This window comes from Caulobacter sp. 05T431 (assembly GCF_056665975.1).
This window is the reverse complement of the sequence record NZ_JBFTKU010000002.1, coordinates 136,236-151,130: the sequence shown is the minus strand read 5'-3', so window position 1 is coordinate 151,130 and position 14,895 is coordinate 136,236. Positions and strand designations below refer to the sequence as shown.

The following is a 14,895-nucleotide window of genomic DNA, read 5'->3' as shown; positions in this document are numbered from 1 at the left end:
ATCGCCCCCTATGGCCGAAAAATCCGGCGGTGAAACCTGATCGCCTCGATCGAGGGTTCTGCGGCAGGATCAGCTGGCCGCCGCGCCGGCCGTCCGGCAAGCGCCTTGTAAGGCTTCGCCGAGAGGAGCGAGCTGACCAGGATGGTCCGCTCGTCGCTGAGCGCCAGGAGGCCCGCGTCGAAGAGCGCGTGAACGTCCTTCCGAAGCGCAAGGCCGTTCTGGACATGGTTGCTGGCCGGGTTGACGTAGCCCTGGATGTGGGCCGCGTCGAGCGCGTCACGATCAGGCGTCCCCATGAACGCGCACCGACCGCCATAGGCCGAAAGGACTTCCGCCCGGAACACCGCCTGCTGCGCGCGTAGCTTCTTCGTGCCGGTGGAAGCCGTCCGATCTGGCATACCGCTGACCAGGTCGAACTTGGACGGCGGAGCCCTCTCGCCCTCGATCGGCAGGACCAGGGCGCCATGAAACCGCTTGTACTTCACGATCTCGGTCGGGAACTCGATTCCTAGTTCTTCGGCCGACCGTTGATCCTCGCCGTCGAGGAAGACGCAGTCCCTCAAGACGATGCAGCCGATCGGGCTGCCTTCGAGGCGAGCGTCGACAGAGCGCTTGTCGGCGAACTGAGCGACACGGGCCTCGAGTTCGTCGGCGCTTTGAACGCCGTTACCAAGGCCCCAGCGCCGCCAGGCGTCGGACGGCTGACGTTCCTCGTAGGCGACGACATGGCCATATCCGCCGATCCGTCGAACCGGCGACTTGAGCATGAAGTAGAGCCGGCTCCCGGCCCCCAGCTTCGGCTTCCAGAGCGTCGGCGTCCAGAAGTTCACCAGCCCTTCGGGCGCGGTTTCGAGCAGCTGCGCATGCCAACGCAGGTCGGTCACCGCTACGATGAACCGGCCAGGGGCGAGTGGATTGTAGCCGAGGACCCGGTGCGGAACGCCAAGCTTGAACTCGGCAAGCCGGCGCAGCGCCGTCGCCGCATCCCCTCTCCGCTTCGATGTCCAAGTCTCGTCGAGACCGCCTTGCTGGCCTAGCGCTTCGGCCAGATCCTGGATCTCGGCGGCGCTGAGAAGCGAGACGTCAACCGCCAGCGCGGCCGACAGTCCGCGGAGCCTTGTGGCGTAGTCACCAGCCGGCCGCGGTTCCAACGGCCCTCCGGTGATCGGGCTCCTGTAGTCGGTCGCGAGATGTTTCTGGAAGTCTTCTAGCGCCATCGCCCAGACCGAAGTTCATCGGGCTCGCACAACGCCCGCGGGGAGATCGAAGCACGGCGCCGCTTAGGGCGCAAATTAGGGCGCAGATTTTTTCCGACGAGTTTTCCCTTATCCAGCAAGGGCAGTAGGACGGGCTCTCTCACCGCCACCGCCTGATCCTTCAATTCGCGACGCTTGCCGCCCGGCGCCTCTTTTCCCGAGCGCCGCCCGATCGCGGAACGCGCATCGATCCCTTAATGGTTGCGAAAACCTTCACTTCAAGCTTAGCTGTTTTGGTTAAGCTAGGGGGGGCGGGTGACCTTTCTGGAGACAATCGACAGCCGAATGGCTGAAGAAACGAAACAGCGGGGATTGGATCAGGGTCTCTGCGTTGTCGGAACAGCGTTAGCCGTCTGCTTTCAAGAAGAGCAGGCGGCCGAAAGCAAGCGCATACGCAGCGGACAGCTCAAACGTACCGAGGCAGAGTTCCTGCAGGCCTATCTCGCTCGACTGGACGAAGAGTGGCCAGCTTTGAGCGCGGCCGCGGAACAAGCTCTGGCGAGGAACTCGAACGCGAGTCTAGCTCAGATCGTGTCCGACTGCCTGAGCAAGGCGAAGGAACCAGCGCCCTCCAGGGTGTGGTTCGCGATTTGGACCGGTGTTTCCGCCAACTTCGCATGGCTACTCGTCACGGCCGTTCTCGCCTTCTTTGCCTTCCTCGCTGCCAACGATTGGTCACCGCCGAAAGCCCTCGCCGCCTTCACAAGCATCGGGAGACCCTAATGGGCAAGCCAAAGAACTGGTTCTATTCCCATCTCGATATCGACGCTGGAACAAGCCTAAAGAGCGGCAACGACGGAGAAACAATAGAGCTCATCCTCAAGAAGGCTTTTGTTCATCGAAACAGAATACACTTATGGAGAAGGCTATCTTTCAACAACGAACACCATAAGGAAGATTTTCTAGACAACTTCAACTACAAGATTTATAGCCATCCCATTCGAGGCGCTAGATATAATAAAATCGAGGGAAACATCCTGTGGAGGGACTGGTAGCAATACCGGACATACCCCTCTGGAGCCCGAATGCTCGAGCTTTGCGACACGCCGGAAATCGTGGCTGTCGTCCTCGACGGAAGCGTTGTCACTCGACTGGACAAAGGCGTGATCACCGAGCGGATGCGCGAAGCCTTTCCCGGCTTGTTCGACGCGCCGATCACGCCAATCGGCGACGTCCTGCGAAGACATGGCTATGACGCCTAGCGTCAAAGGCGGATCGGTGTCGGCGTGACGTTCCTTCAGGGCGTCCTCGCCGAAGGTTGGCAAGCATTGTCCGGCGGGAGGAGCAAAGACGTATTGCTCCTCCCACCGCTCCGCGACGGCCACGCCCCCCCTCCCATTTGACATCGGCGGCCATCGCCCCCATCTATCCCTCGTCGGCCGCGAGGAGTTCGCGCCGAAACGCCTGATCGCAGGCTTCCGACATCCAGGCCGCGCACAGCGCCCAAGGCCTGGAATGAACAGGAACGTTTCCCCGCCATGCCCGTTTCAGCTCGGCCGTAACACGGCCCGCGTCGCTCAAGGCCACGCACGAACCTGATCCGGCATGCGGCTTCTTTCCCCGAAGCTTCCGGTCTTCATGAAAACGCCCGCGTCTCGCGGAGCGCCCCGAGCCTCAGCAGGCCCGCGCCCAGAAGCGCCGGCCCGGGCTCGGAACACATCCAGAAAAGCAAAAAGACTATGTTGAATACCCAAACCCAATCCACCCAAGCCCTGCCCGCGATCTACGTGACCGAGGCGGACTTCGAGGTCCTGACCAACCTGGCCGAGGCCACGGCCGATCGCGCCCCGGCCGGCCGCGTGCTGGCCGACGAGATGGCCCGGGCCGTGATCGTCGAGCCCGGCGAGGCGCCGCGTCCGTTCGTCCGCATCGGCTCGCGGGTCCGGTTCCAGGACCTGTCCAGCGACCAGGTCCGCGACGTGCGCATCAGCCTGCCCCGCGACGCCAGCATCGACGACAACCGTATCTCGGTGCTCAGCCCCGTGGGCGCGGCCCTGATCGGCCTGACCGCCGGCGAGGCCTTCCACTGGACCGACCCCGAAGGCCGGGCCCGCGGCGTCCGCGTGCTGGCGGTCCGCGACTAAGGGCGGATCGCCCCGCGCCGCGCTGGGGAAACACCCGATTGCGGACCCGGCGCGCCGGCGGATGCTGGCCCAGCTTCGTGTCCTCCGGTGAAAGGCGCCCGATGACCTATCCAGCATCGCTCCCGTCCCGCGCCTCGGGCTTGTGAGGCGGCGAGCGTGCGGGCGCGGCGCGCGATCGGCTTCGTGGCGGCGGCGGCCCTGCTCCTGACGGCGGGCGCCGCCCTCGCCCAGGACCTGGAGCCGCGCGCCTATTCGGCCTCGCCCATCGGAGCCAATTTCGTGGTCGCCGGCTACGGCCGTTCCACCGGCAAGATCATGTTCGACGCCGCCGCTCCGATCGCCAACGCCCGGGCCGACCTCAACCTGGCCACCGTCGGCTACGGCCATGTCTTCGGCCTGGCGGGCCATCAGGCCAATATCTCGCTCGCCCTGCCCTACATCTGGGGCGAGGCCAGCGGCGATGTCGGCGAGGCGCGGCGCGTCGCCGAGCGTTCGGGCCTTGGCGACCTGCGCCTGCGGGCCAGCGTCCTGCTGATGGGCGGACCGGCCTTGTCGCGGCGGGCCTTCGCGGCCCGCAAGCCCAAGCCGATCTTGGGCGTCAGCCTGTCGGCCGTGGCCCCGACCGGCGAATATATGCGGGGCAAGCTGGTCAACATCGGCGCCAACCGCTGGGCCTTCAAGCCCGAGATCGGCGTCTCCGTGCCCCTGGGCCGCTGGCAGGCCGACGCCTATGCGGCGGTGTGGCTCTACCAGGACAACGACGACTACCTCGGCGGCAAGCGGCTGGAGCGCGACCCGATGAGCGCGGTCCAGGCCCATGTCAGCTACACCTTCCGGCCCGGCCTGTGGGCTGCGGTGGACGGCACCTATTACAGCGGCGGCGGCACCACGACGGATGGCGTGAAGGACGCCAACCGGCAGGAGAACGCCCGCCTGGGCCTGACGGTGTCGGTGCCCGTCCGGCAAGGCCAGGCCGTGCAGTTCCTGGCCAGCAAGGGCGCCCTGACCCGGTTCGGCGGCGACTTCACCTCGGTTGCGGTCACCTGGCGGGCCGTGGCCTTCTGATCAGAAGCCTCGTTCGTCCAGCCAACCCGTCACCGCCGCCACGGCCTGGGGCAGCAGGTCGGGCCGCTCGATGTAGTAGTGGTCGGCGTCCTTGATCTCGACATAGGCCTTGTCGGCGCTCGCCAGGGCGTCGAACAGCCGGCGGGCGTGGCTGGGCGTGCAGGCCAGGTCGGCCGTGTTGCTGATCACCAGGGCCGGGCAGCGGACCTTGGCGGCGTTCAGCACGCCGTTGGCCCGGCTCTCGTCGTAGCTCCATTGCGACAGCCACGAACGCAGGGTCGTGAACCGCGCCAGTCCCACCGGCCCGTCGTTGGCGATGCGCGGATCGCCCAGATAGCAGGTGTACGGCCGCCGGTCGGACGGGTCCTGGGCCGGGTCGGTCCAGCGCACGTCGCACATGGTGCCGTAGACCACGAACGGCCGCTCCATGTCCGGGTCGCGGGCCTTCAGCGCCGTCAGGGTCTCGCGGACCCGGGCGGTGATGCGGCGGTTACGGGCCAGCTGGGCGTGGCGGAACACGGTGACGAACGCTTCGTCATAGGGCGCGCGGTGCGGGCAGTCGGGGGCGTAGATGTCGAGGGCGGGGTCGCGGTTGAAAGGTCGGTCCTCGTCCAGGATCGAGGGGTCCAGCCATTCGGTCAGGGTCACCGAGCGGCTCACGTGCGCGGCCAGCAGCATCACCCCGTCGGCCGGCTGCAGCCCCGCCCCGACCAGGTCGACCGGATCGCCCGCCGGCGTCTCCGTGATCGTCGGGCTGGTCGCCTGGTCCTGATAGAACAGCGACAGCGAGCCGCCGCCCGACCAGCCGCCCAGCACCACCTTGCGATAGCCGAACCGGGTCTTCAGGTCGGCGACGCAGGCCCCCAGGTCCAGCACGCACTTTTCCAGGATCAGGGCCGTGTCGTTGCCCCGGTACCGGGTGTTGCAATAGACGACGTGCCGCCCGGCCCGGGCCAGGGCCGTGACCAGCGGCAGGAACGAGCCGCCGCCGATCGGGTGGCTGAACAGGATCACGGTGTCGGAGTCGCCCGTTTCGGGCCGGATGCGCATGCATTCGACGAACACCTGGCCGGTCGGCCCGCCATAGGTCTCCTTCAGGCGGGACTGTTCGGCATAGGTATAGCCGTAGGGCTCGCGCACGACGCGGACCGGATCCTTCGCCATCTTGCCTCCCGCAACGTAACATCGTTATCCGGAGTGAAAGGGACGGCGACTGTCCCCGGGGAAGTCAAGGAACCACCGCCATGGCGCAGCATCCCACGGGCATCCACCACCTGGCCTTCATGGCCGGCGACATCAAGAAACACATCGCCTTCTTCAGCGAGGTGATGGGCTGCCCGCTGGTGGCCCTGTTCGACATGCACGGCGTGCCGGGCGGGCTGCACGCCTTCCTGCGGATGAACGACCACAGCTACTTCTCGATCGTGCAGCTGCCGGACGTCGACAAGATCCCCGTCCAGCTGGGCGTCACCCACGCCGGCAACGGGGCCCTCCCCAGCGCGCCGGGCACGCTGCAGCACCTGGCCTTCCGCGCCGACACCGAGGAAGAGCTGCTGGCCCTGCGCGACCGCATCCGCAGCCACGGGGTCAACGTGCTGGGCCCCATCGACCACGGCATGTGCCGCTCGATCTATTTCGCCGGTCCCGACCAGATGACCCTGGAGGTCGCCGCGCCGGGCGAGCCGATCGACCCGGCCCGCTGGGTCGATCCGGCCGTGCTGGCCAAGGCCGGGATCAGCCCCGAGGAAGCCGCCCGCTTCAAGGCCCCCGCCCCCTATGACGGTCCCAGCCCCGTGCCGCAGCCGGCCTATGCCGAGGACAAGCCGCACATGGCCTATCCGAGGAAGGCCTATCTGGCGATGCTGGCCGCGCCGGACGAGGTGATCACGGCGTCGGCGTCTTATGCGGAGCCGCCGGTGGGGGCTGGGGCGTAGGTCCGCCGACATCTAGAGCGGATCAATCTTAAGCTCCGTCATCCCGGGCCTTGTGCCCGGGACCCCTGGTTCAGCTCGCACGTGAAGCGCAAGCGGACCGCCGGCGGTCCGCCCCTCCCGCACCTGCGGCGGACGGAGGGGTCCCGGGCACAAGGCCCGGGATGACGGACGTTGATTAGTTCTCCACGAACGTCTTCAACCGCCCCAGCACGTCGTCCCACTGGCGCGACACGCGATCCAGGTACGCCCGCGCCTCGTCCAGGGTCTCCCGCCGGGCGGCGAAACGGCTTTCGCGGCCGACGCGCAAGCTGGCCACCAGCCCCGCGTCCTGCAGCACGTGCAGGTGCTTGGTGATCGCCTGGCGGGTCAGGGCGGTGTCGAGCGACAGGGCCGCGATCGACCGCGCCTGGCCGTCGGCCAGCTTGCCCAGCAGGGCCAGGCGGGTGCGGTCGCCCAAAGCCGCGAAGACTTGGGCGGCGAAGATCGGCGCGGGGTCGAGCGCGGCGGGGCTAGGATTCAACATGGGCCTTGATGTTCTGGACCTGCTGCGTCCAGCCCCCGTCGTTCATCCGGAAGGCTTCCTCGCGGCGATACTCCGGCACCTTGTCGAAGCCGGACTCGATGACCGTCAGCCGCGTGCCGTCACCGTTCGGCTGGAGCAGGAACTCCACCAGGGTCGGCTCCTCCTGGTCGTAGTCGATGTCGGGATCGACACCGTAGGGATGCCAGGTGAAAGCCAGGCGCTTGGTCGGTTCGATGGCGACGACCTTGGCCTTCCAGGTCACGTGCTCGTAGCCCGGATGGGTGATCTGGCCGCGCGCCTCCTGGCCGACCACGAACGGCGCCTCGAGGTTCACCTTGAACCAGGCCCCGAATTCCTTGTGGTCGCTGACGGCGCGCCAGACGCGCTCGACGGACGCGTTCAGATCGATGGTCTTCTCGATGCGATCGGTCATGATAGGCAACCTCCTGATTGCGCATTCATGACTCCGGCAAACCGGATAGGCAACCCGAAAGTTGCCTATCCGCTGTCATCCTAGTTCGTGTCTTCCGCCACCGGATCGGCGGCCGAGACCGCGCCGTCCTTGTTGGTGTCGTGGGTGACGAACATCCGCCAGCCCGAATAGTCGAACTCGGCCGGGGTGATGCCGCCGCTCTTGTCGGTGTCGAGCACGCCGAAGCGCACCTCGGCCTGGCGCTCCTGGCGCATGCGCTCCTCTTCCTTCTTCTCGGCCGTGTCGGTCGAGGCGGCCAGGCGCGCGGTCAGGCGGGTCTTGAACTCGCCGACATATTCGTCGTGCGACAGCACGCCGTTGTGGTCGGCGTCGATCTTGGCGAACTGCTTCTCGCGGCCCGTCTTGAACTCTTCCTTGCTGACCGAGCCGTCGCCGTTCAGGTCCTGCTCCTTGATGAAGGTGTCGCGGGCGTGTGAGGCGGCGAAGGCGGGGGCCGCGATGCAGACGGCGGCGGCGGCCAGGAGGGCGATCTTGGTTTTCATGGTCTTTCTCTAGCGCAGGGATTCGAAGGTCAGGGCGTAGGTGTAGGAGTGGCCGACCGGGTCGGCGGCCGTCGGCGCGACGCGATAGCGGGCCTGGATCTGGTAGACGCCCGAGTGGTCCGGCTTGATCGTGAAGCGGCCCTGGTCGTCGCTGGTCACGGTGATCGGCGCGGCCTTGGCGTCGGCGTAGCGGTCGTCGGCGCCGTGCAGGGTGACGGCCTGGCCCTTCACCGGCTTGCCGTCGAACAGCACCACGAACCTGGCGTCCTGGCCGGTGGTGATCTCGCTGGGATGGGTGACGGCCACGAACTCCAGGCCCTTGCCGATCGGGGCCAGGGCCGCCTTGGTCGGCGCGCCGCGCGTCACATAGACGTCGGCCAGGGTCAGGCTCTGCATGTCGACCGGCGTGGTCCCGGCGGGGGCCTTGCTGGGGTCCTCGATGAACACCCACTCGTCCTTGACCAGCACGGCCTTGGCGGTGCGGCCGGTGCGCTGGCCGCTGGTGATCCGATAGGTACCGGGCGTCTCGGTGGCCACCTCGACCAGGGCCAGTTCGCGCAGGTTGGTCGCGGTCAGCGGCTTGCGCGTCCCGTCCGGCCCGACCACCGCCCAGGCGTCCGACTTCATCACCACCTCGGGCGTGAAGAAGCTTTCGGTGAACGAGCCCTCCACCGTCACCAGCTTGCGGTCGCTGACGTCGAAGACGGTGGGCAGCAGATAGGGCGAATGGGCCTGGGCCGCGCCGGCCAGGGCGCCGGCGAGGGCCGCGCCCATCGCGAAGGCGGCGAAGGATAGCGAGCGGCGCATGGGCGGAATCTCCGGGTTCGAAAGAAGCGTTGCCGAAAAGCCCTAATGCTAGTGATTCTAAGAATCAATCTCATTTAGCTTGACCGAGCCGCCCGATGGCCGTAGCTCGACCTCAACGAGATGCGAACGGTTCGCATCTAAACAACAGACCCGGGGGTCTTCGATGTCTCGCTCCAAGCTCGTGTGTTTCGCTGCGGCCTCCGCCACCGCCCTGCTTTGCGCCCAAGCCGCTTTTGCGGCCGACGCCGCGCCGGGCGCCGACGCCGTCGAGCTCGACAAGGTGACGGTCACCGCCACCCGCTCGGAGAAGAAGCTGCAGGACGCCCCGGTCACCGCCAGCGTCATCTCCGACCAGGACATCGACGACGGCCTGGTCAAGGACATCAAGGACCTGGTCCGCTTCGAGCCGGGCGTCTCTGTGCGCCGCGCCCCCGCCCGCTTCACCGCCGCCGGCGCCTCGACCGGCCGCGACGGCAACAGCGGCTTCAACATCCGCGGCCTGGAAGGCAACCGCGTGCTGATCATGGTGGACGGCGTGCGCGTGCCCGACGGCTACGCCTTCGGGGCCCAGAACATGGGCCGCGGCGACTATGTGGACCTGGACACCCTGAAGTCGGTCGAGATCGTGCGCGGCCCGGCCTCGGCCCTCTACGGCAGCGACGGCCTGGCCGGATCGGTCAACTACTTCACCAAGGACCCGTCCGACTTCCTGAAGGGCGGCAAGAGCTTCGCGGGCGGCGCCAAGGTCGCCTACGCCTCGGCCGACGAGAGCTGGACCGAGAGCCTGACCGCCGCCGGCAAGAGCGGCAACTGGGAAGGCATGATCGCCTACACCCGCCGCGACGGCGAGGGCCAGAAGACGGCCGGGACCAACGACTCCGCCAACACCGACCGCACCACCGCCAATCCCGAGGACGACCAGTCCAACGCCGTGCTGGCCCGGGTGGTCTACAGCCCCAACGACCAGAACCGCGTCCGCCTGACCTACGACCACCTGGACAGCGACACGTCGTGGACCGTGCTGAGCGCCATCGCCAAGCCGCCGCTGGCCTCGACCAGCGTGCTGGGCCTGACCGCCTGGGACAAGATGAAGCGCGACCGCGTCAGCCTGGACCACCGCTTCACCGGCGGCCAGGGCCTGATCCAGTCGGCCCAGACCACGCTCTACTACCAGGACAGCACCACCCGGCAGTACTCGGCCGAGGATCGCAACACCGCCGCCGACCGCACCCGCGACGCCACCTTCGACAACGAGGTCTGGGGCGCGGCCCTGGAACTGCACAGCGACGCCGTGATCGGCGGCGTGGCCAACAAGTTCGTGTGGGGCGGCGACGCCTCGATCACCCGCCAGGAAGGCGTGCGCGACGGCACCGTGCCGCCAGCCGGCGAGACCTTCCCCACCCGTGCCTTCCCGACCACCGACTACACCCTGGCCGGGGCCTATGCGCAGGACGAGGTCGCCTTCGGCCCGGTCACCTTCTATCCGGCCGTGCGCTTCGACTACTACAAGCTGGACCCCAAGCAGGACGCCCTGTTCACCGCCAACGTCCCGGCCAGCCAGAGCGAGAGCCACGTCTCGCCCAAGCTGGGCGTGGTGTGGAAGACGACCGACCTGGTGACGGTGTTCGCCAACGTCGCCGCCGGCTTCAAGGCCCCCTCCCCGTCCCAGGTCAATAACGGCTTCGCCAACCTGGCCTCGAACTACATGTCGATCTCCAACCCCGACCTGAAGCCCGAAACCAGCGAGACCTTCGAGCTGGGCTTCCGCCTGAACCGGCCGACCTGGAACGCCAGCGTCACCGGCTTCACGGGCAAGTACGACGACTTCATCGAGCAGGTGCAGGTGCGCGGCTCGTTCACCCCCACCGATCCGGCGGTCTACCAGTACATCAACCAGTCCAAGGCCGAGATCTCCGGGGCCGAGGCGCGGTTCGTCACCGAGCTGGGCGGCGGCTTCACCCTGCAAGGGGCGGCCTCCTACGCCCGCGGCAATTCCGAGAACGCCGGCAAGAAGACCCCGCTGGTCTCGATCGATCCGGTCAAGGTGGTGGCGGGCCTGTCCTACCGCGACCCGGCCGGCCGGTTCGGCGGGGCGCTGAACGCCGTCCATTCGGCCAAGCAGTCGGCCGGCCGCTCGGGCGTCAGCTGCAGCGTCACGATCACCCGTCCCGCGCCCCTGCCGCCGCTGACCCAGACCGGCTCGGACTACTGCTGGATGCCCAAGGCGTTCACGGTGTTCGATCTGACGGCCTACTGGAACGTCACCGACAGCGTCACCCTGCGCGGCGGCGTCTTCAACATCACCGGCCAGACCTACGCCTGGTGGAGCGACGTGCGCGGCCTGGCCGACAGCTCCACCGTCAAGGACGCCTACACCCAGCCCGACCGCAACTACGCCGTCTCGCTGGCGGTGCGGTTCTAGGGGTCCCTTGGGGGGCTTTCGGCCGGGATATCCCCTTCGACCGGCTGGAAGCACGGGCCGCGATCATGTCGGTGATCGCGGCCCGTTTTCGTGAAGGGCGGGCCTTTTTGTGAAAGCCCTGTGAGAACAATGCCGCTTGGCCCCGCGATCCTGGTCGACTAGGACGCCCGCATGGACGCCAAGACCCCCGCCGACCGCTACATCCTGATCCTGCACTGCCCCGATCGGAAGGGCGTGGTCGCCGCCGTGTCGGGCTTCCTGGCCGACAACGACGCCTCGATCGTCGAGAGCAGCCACTTCAACGACGGCCTGGCCGACCAGTTCTACATGCGCACGGTGTTCCGGCCCGACGGCGACATGCCGGGGATCGACGACCTGCGCCGAGGCTTCGAGCTGATCGCCAAGCGCTTCGGCATGACCTGGGCCCTGCACGACGCGAACGCCAAGCCCAAGGTGCTGATCGCGGTCTCCAAGTTCGGCCACTGCCTGTTCGACCTGCTGCACCGCTGGCGCGCCGGCCTGCTGCCGGTCGAGATCGTGGGCGTCGTGTCCAACCACGAGGACATGCGCTCGTTCACCGAGTGGAGCGGCCTGCCCTATTTCCACCTGCCGGTGACCAAGACCAACAAGGCCGAGCAGGAAGAGGCGTTCCTGAAGCTGGTCGACGACCTGGACGTCGATCTGGTCGTTCTCGCCCGCTACATGCAGATCCTGTCACCGGCCCTGTGCGCGCGGCTGTCGGGCAAGTGCATCAACATCCACCACTCGTTCCTGCCCAGCTTCAAGGGCGCCAGGCCCTATCATCAGGCCTACGAGCGCGGCGTGAAGATCATCGGGGCCACGGCCCACTACGTGACCACCGACCTCGACGAGGGCCCGATCATCGAGCAGGGCGTCCATCGCGTGGACCACAGCCACACCCCCGACGACCTGGTCACCCTGGGCCGCGACGTCGAATGCACCGTGCTGGCGCGGGCCGTGACCTGGCATGTCGAGCACCGGGTGCTGATCGCGGGGGCCAAGACGGTGGTGTTCGACTAGGCAGTCCGGGTTCGTCCGCCGCCGGGTGATCTCACAACCCGAATAACCCCGTCGCCAACAGCAGCGCCGCGTTCTCGCTGGTCTGGCCCTCGTTGGAGGCCCAGGAGCCGTCGTTCTCGCAGGCGTCGACGAAGCACTTGGCCGGCGGCGTCCCGGCTTCGATCAGGACCTTCAGGCGCGGATCGGCGCCGGCCGCCCCGCCGTTGGGACCGCCGCTGGCCCAGCCCGGCATGACCAGCCCCCAGACCCGGCAGGTCCAGTGATAGGGGCGCCGCGTGGCGCGCTCGCCGTGACCGGTGACGAAGGAGTGGCCCAGGGCGTTGCAGCCCAGCACATAGTCCAGCAGGCGCTGAGCCGTGTCGCGCGCGGGCGCTTCGCCCAGCTCGGCGGCGAACAGGCAGATGACGGCGGTGTTCAGCGCCACCTCGACCGAACCCCAGTTGTAGGCTTCCGGCCGGACCGTGAAACCGTAGGGATCAGCCTGTACATAGGGCGCGACGGCCTTGGCCGTCTCGACGATCGCCGCGCGGGCCACCGCGGCGGCCTCGCCGGAACCGCCCGCCAGGCTCATCGCGCCCAGCACCTGCGGCGAGGGCCAGAAGAACGGGAAGACGCCGATGTCGTTCAAGGCCGCCGTCGCCCGCGCGCCCAGCGCCGGGTCGCCGGTGGCCGCCGCCATCTCGCAGGTCGCCCACGCGATCTCCTGGCGCGGATCGGGGTCGGCGTAGTTGATATCGTCGCGCATGACCTTGGGATGGGCTTCCAGCCAGGTCCAGGCGCGCTGGGCGGCGGCGCGGCAACGCGCGGCGAAGGCGGGGTCCGGCGCGCTGAACACCCGGGCGGCCTGCATCGTCGCCCCCACGAACACGCCCGCGTCGAGGCTGCCGCCCGGCTGGACCACGCGCGGATGGGGATCACCCTCGGGCGGCCGCCCCCAGGCGTAGACATTGGGCCCGGAGTCGACCTTGTGCAGCACCGAGCCGTCGGGGTTCTGCATCTTCAGCAGCCACTCCAGCCCCCACCGCGCCTGCTGCAGCACGTCGGGCAGGCCCGGATGGAGGGCTGGAACCCCCAGGGCCAGGGCGCCGGCCTGGGCGGGGCGCAGCTCGTGCAGCCACATCATCTGGCTGACGCTGATCGCCGCCATGTGGGTCCACTTGCCGTAGTCGCCGGCGTTGTACCAGCCGCCGGTCAGGTCGCGCGCCTGGCCGTCCACCATCAGGGCGGCCTCGTCGCGATGGCCGGCCGCGTGACGCAGGCCGGTCGCCGGATCGTCGATCGCCACGCTTGCGCGGATCAGGAAGAAGGCGCGGGCGGCGTCGCGGATCAGCGGGCCGTACAGCCCCTCGGCGACGCCGAAGGCCGCAGAAGTCCGGTCGCCCACCTTCACGCGATAGCGGCCGGGCCGGGTCAGGGCCGAGAAGTCGCCCGTCCGCACGTGCTCGCCGGCGGTGACGGTCAGGTCGTGGACCTTGTCGTCCAGCCGTCCCGTGAACACGCGCTCGCCCGTCAGGGTTTCGACCGTGAAGGCGCGCGCGACGGCGTCGTCCGGCGCCACGGCCAGGACGAACCGCTTGGCCGCCTCGGGCCGGTAGCCGAGCTGGTTCAGCTGAGGCGGCGTCGCCGCGGGCGCCGCCCGGACGCCTCCGGCCCCGATCGTGGTCAGCAGGCCAACCGCGCCGACCGCCGCCTGACGACGGGTGACACCCTTGCGAGACTTCGACATGCCGCCCCCTTGCTGTTGGCTAGAGTTAGCCCTCGACCAGGCTGAAGACAACTCCCGGTAGATTTCAAGGCCAGACCGAGGAAGTGGCCCCCGCGCCGGGGCCGTCCGCGGAGGCCGCCCGCGCCCAGCGCCCCGGGTTCGCTGGACCGGCGTCTGCGGGGTTGGCCGCATTGGCGGCCCCGTCGTCGCGGTCGATGCTTTCCCCATGAAGAGCCAGGCCGTGCTTCGTTCCGCGGTGAAGGCGCCCCGCGCCCGCGCCTGGGCCGCGGCGGCCTGGGCGGCCGCCGCGATGTCGACGCTCCCCGGAGAGGTCCAGGCCCGCGCCGACCTGACGGACATCACGATCTTCGGATGGTCGCTGCACAATGTGCGGTTCGGCGCGCGCCTCGCGCCCGACTACATGGGCTCGAACGACTATCGGCTGTTTCCCAGCGGCAGCATCAACTTCGCCCGACGGGGGACGCCGCCGGGTTTCGGCGCGCCGGACGACGGCGCCAGCCTCGGCCTGATCGGCGGCCCCCAGTGGTCGGCCGGCCTGGTCGGACGCCTGCGCGGCCCGCGCGAGAACGACAACGACCTGAGGGGCTTCGACAAGGTCGACTGGGCGGCCGAGGGCGGCGTCTTCGCCACCTACTGGCCCAGGGACTGGCTGCGCGTGCGCGGCGAACTGCGACGCGGGGTCGGCGGCCACACCTCGTGGATCGCTGACGCCGGGGCCGACCTCGTCTGGCGCAAGGGAGGGCTGGTCGCGTCGCTGGGACCACGCCTGACCTGGGCCGACGACGACTTCGCCCGCACCTATTTCGCCGTCGATCCCGCCGAGGCCGCCCGCAGCCCGTTCGACATCGCGCCCTACGCCCCGGACGGCCCCGCCCTGGCCGCCGGCGTCACGGCCAGCGCCGAGTTTCCCCTGAACCGCCGTTGGAACCTGGTCGCCGCCGCCCGGTATCGTCGCGGCCTGGGCGACATCGCCGACAGCCCCATCGTCGCGGACCTGGGCTCACCGGACCAGTTCAGCGCCTCGCTGAGCGTCCGCTACACGCTGGGACAGTGACCGGCGTC

General features: G+C 68.4%; 15 protein-coding genes. 8 read left to right on the top strand and 7 right to left on the bottom strand.

Annotated features, from left to right (window positions below):
• Positions 1-8: 8 nt before the first annotated feature.
• The gene (locus tag AC1U89_RS02275) at positions 9-1,217 is read right to left on the bottom strand and encodes an HNH endonuclease (protein WP_479898038.1); all 1,209 of its coding nucleotides are present in this window, start codon (positions 1,215-1,217) and stop codon (positions 9-11) included.
• Between the two features lie 294 nt (positions 1,218-1,511).
• Between AC1U89_RS02275 and AC1U89_RS02270 the strand changes: the two genes are divergently transcribed.
• The 4 genes from AC1U89_RS02270 (at position 1,512) to AC1U89_RS02255 (ending at position 4,405) form a co-directional block, all read left to right on the top strand.
• Entirely contained in the window at positions 1,512-1,979 is a 468-nt protein-coding gene (locus AC1U89_RS02270) for a hypothetical protein (protein WP_479898037.1), read from the top strand.
• A 302-nt stretch (positions 1,980-2,281) separates the two neighbouring features.
• On the top strand, positions 2,282-2,458 hold the full coding sequence (locus AC1U89_RS02265) for a hypothetical protein (protein ID WP_479898036.1): 177 nt from the start codon (positions 2,282-2,284) through the stop codon (positions 2,456-2,458).
• 477 nt (positions 2,459-2,935) lie between these two features.
• Positions 2,936-3,340 carry a nucleoside diphosphate kinase regulator gene (gene rnk / locus AC1U89_RS02260; protein WP_479898035.1) on the top strand — a complete coding sequence of 135 codons (405 nt, stop codon included), beginning with the start codon at positions 2,936-2,938 and terminating at the stop codon, positions 3,338-3,340.
• 156 nt (positions 3,341-3,496) lie between these two features.
• On the top strand, positions 3,497-4,405 hold the full coding sequence (locus AC1U89_RS02255) for a transporter (RefSeq protein ID WP_479898034.1): 909 nt from the start codon (positions 3,497-3,499) through the stop codon (positions 4,403-4,405).
• On the opposite strand, the gene AC1U89_RS02250 is transcribed toward AC1U89_RS02255, so the two are convergent.
• Positions 4,406-5,569: an alpha/beta hydrolase family protein gene (locus AC1U89_RS02250; protein ID WP_479898033.1), complete on the bottom strand. Its 1,164-nt coding sequence runs from the start codon at positions 5,567-5,569 to the stop codon at positions 4,406-4,408.
• Positions 5,570-5,649: 80 nt separating this feature from the next.
• Here AC1U89_RS02250 and AC1U89_RS02245 point away from each other — a divergent pair, with 80 nt between their 5' ends.
• Entirely contained in the window at positions 5,650-6,339 is a 690-nt protein-coding gene (locus AC1U89_RS02245) for a VOC family protein (protein WP_479898032.1), read from the top strand.
• Positions 6,340-6,514: 175 nt separating this feature from the next.
• Here the strand turns inward: AC1U89_RS02245 and AC1U89_RS02240 are convergent, their stop codons facing one another.
• The 4 genes from AC1U89_RS02240 to AC1U89_RS02225 form a co-directional block, all read right to left on the bottom strand.
• Positions 6,515-6,862: an ArsR/SmtB family transcription factor gene (locus tag AC1U89_RS02240; protein WP_479898031.1), complete on the bottom strand. Its 348-nt coding sequence runs from the start codon at positions 6,860-6,862 to the stop codon at positions 6,515-6,517.
• The gene (locus tag AC1U89_RS02235; RefSeq protein ID WP_479898030.1) at positions 6,849-7,295 is read right to left on the bottom strand and encodes an SRPBCC family protein; all 447 of its coding nucleotides are present in this window, start codon (positions 7,293-7,295) and stop codon (positions 6,849-6,851) included. The genes AC1U89_RS02240 and AC1U89_RS02235 overlap by 14 nt, the downstream gene beginning before the upstream one ends.
• A gap of 80 nt (positions 7,296-7,375) precedes the next feature.
• Positions 7,376-7,837 (bottom strand): EF-hand domain-containing protein, encoded by a 462-nt coding sequence (locus tag AC1U89_RS02230; RefSeq protein WP_479898029.1) that lies wholly within the window; start codon positions 7,835-7,837, stop codon positions 7,376-7,378.
• Between the two features lie 9 nt (positions 7,838-7,846).
• On the bottom strand, positions 7,847-8,644 hold the full coding sequence (locus AC1U89_RS02225; protein ID WP_479898028.1) for a DUF4198 domain-containing protein: 798 nt from the start codon (positions 8,642-8,644) through the stop codon (positions 7,847-7,849).
• Between the two features lie 163 nt (positions 8,645-8,807).
• On the opposite strand from AC1U89_RS02225, the gene AC1U89_RS02220 reads away from it, so the two are divergent.
• Positions 8,808-11,066, top strand: a complete 2,259-nt coding sequence (locus AC1U89_RS02220) for a TonB-dependent hemoglobin/transferrin/lactoferrin family receptor (protein ID WP_479898027.1) — start codon at positions 8,808-8,810, stop codon at positions 11,064-11,066.
• A gap of 171 nt (positions 11,067-11,237) precedes the next feature.
• Complete coding sequence (purU, locus tag AC1U89_RS02215) at positions 11,238-12,107, top strand: formyltetrahydrofolate deformylase (protein WP_479898026.1); 870 nt, start codon at positions 11,238-11,240, stop codon at positions 12,105-12,107.
• A gap of 31 nt (positions 12,108-12,138) precedes the next feature.
• Here purU and AC1U89_RS02210 read toward each other — a convergent pair whose 3' ends face one another.
• Entirely contained in the window at positions 12,139-13,833 is a 1,695-nt protein-coding gene (locus AC1U89_RS02210) for a glycoside hydrolase family 9 protein (RefSeq protein WP_479898025.1), read from the bottom strand.
• Between the two features lie 220 nt (positions 13,834-14,053).
• On the opposite strand from AC1U89_RS02210, the gene AC1U89_RS02205 reads away from it, so the two are divergent.
• Positions 14,054-14,887 carry a MipA/OmpV family protein gene (locus AC1U89_RS02205; protein WP_479898024.1) on the top strand — a complete coding sequence of 278 codons (834 nt, stop codon included), beginning with the start codon at positions 14,054-14,056 and terminating at the stop codon, positions 14,885-14,887.
• The last annotated feature ends 8 nt before the right edge of the window (positions 14,888-14,895 follow it).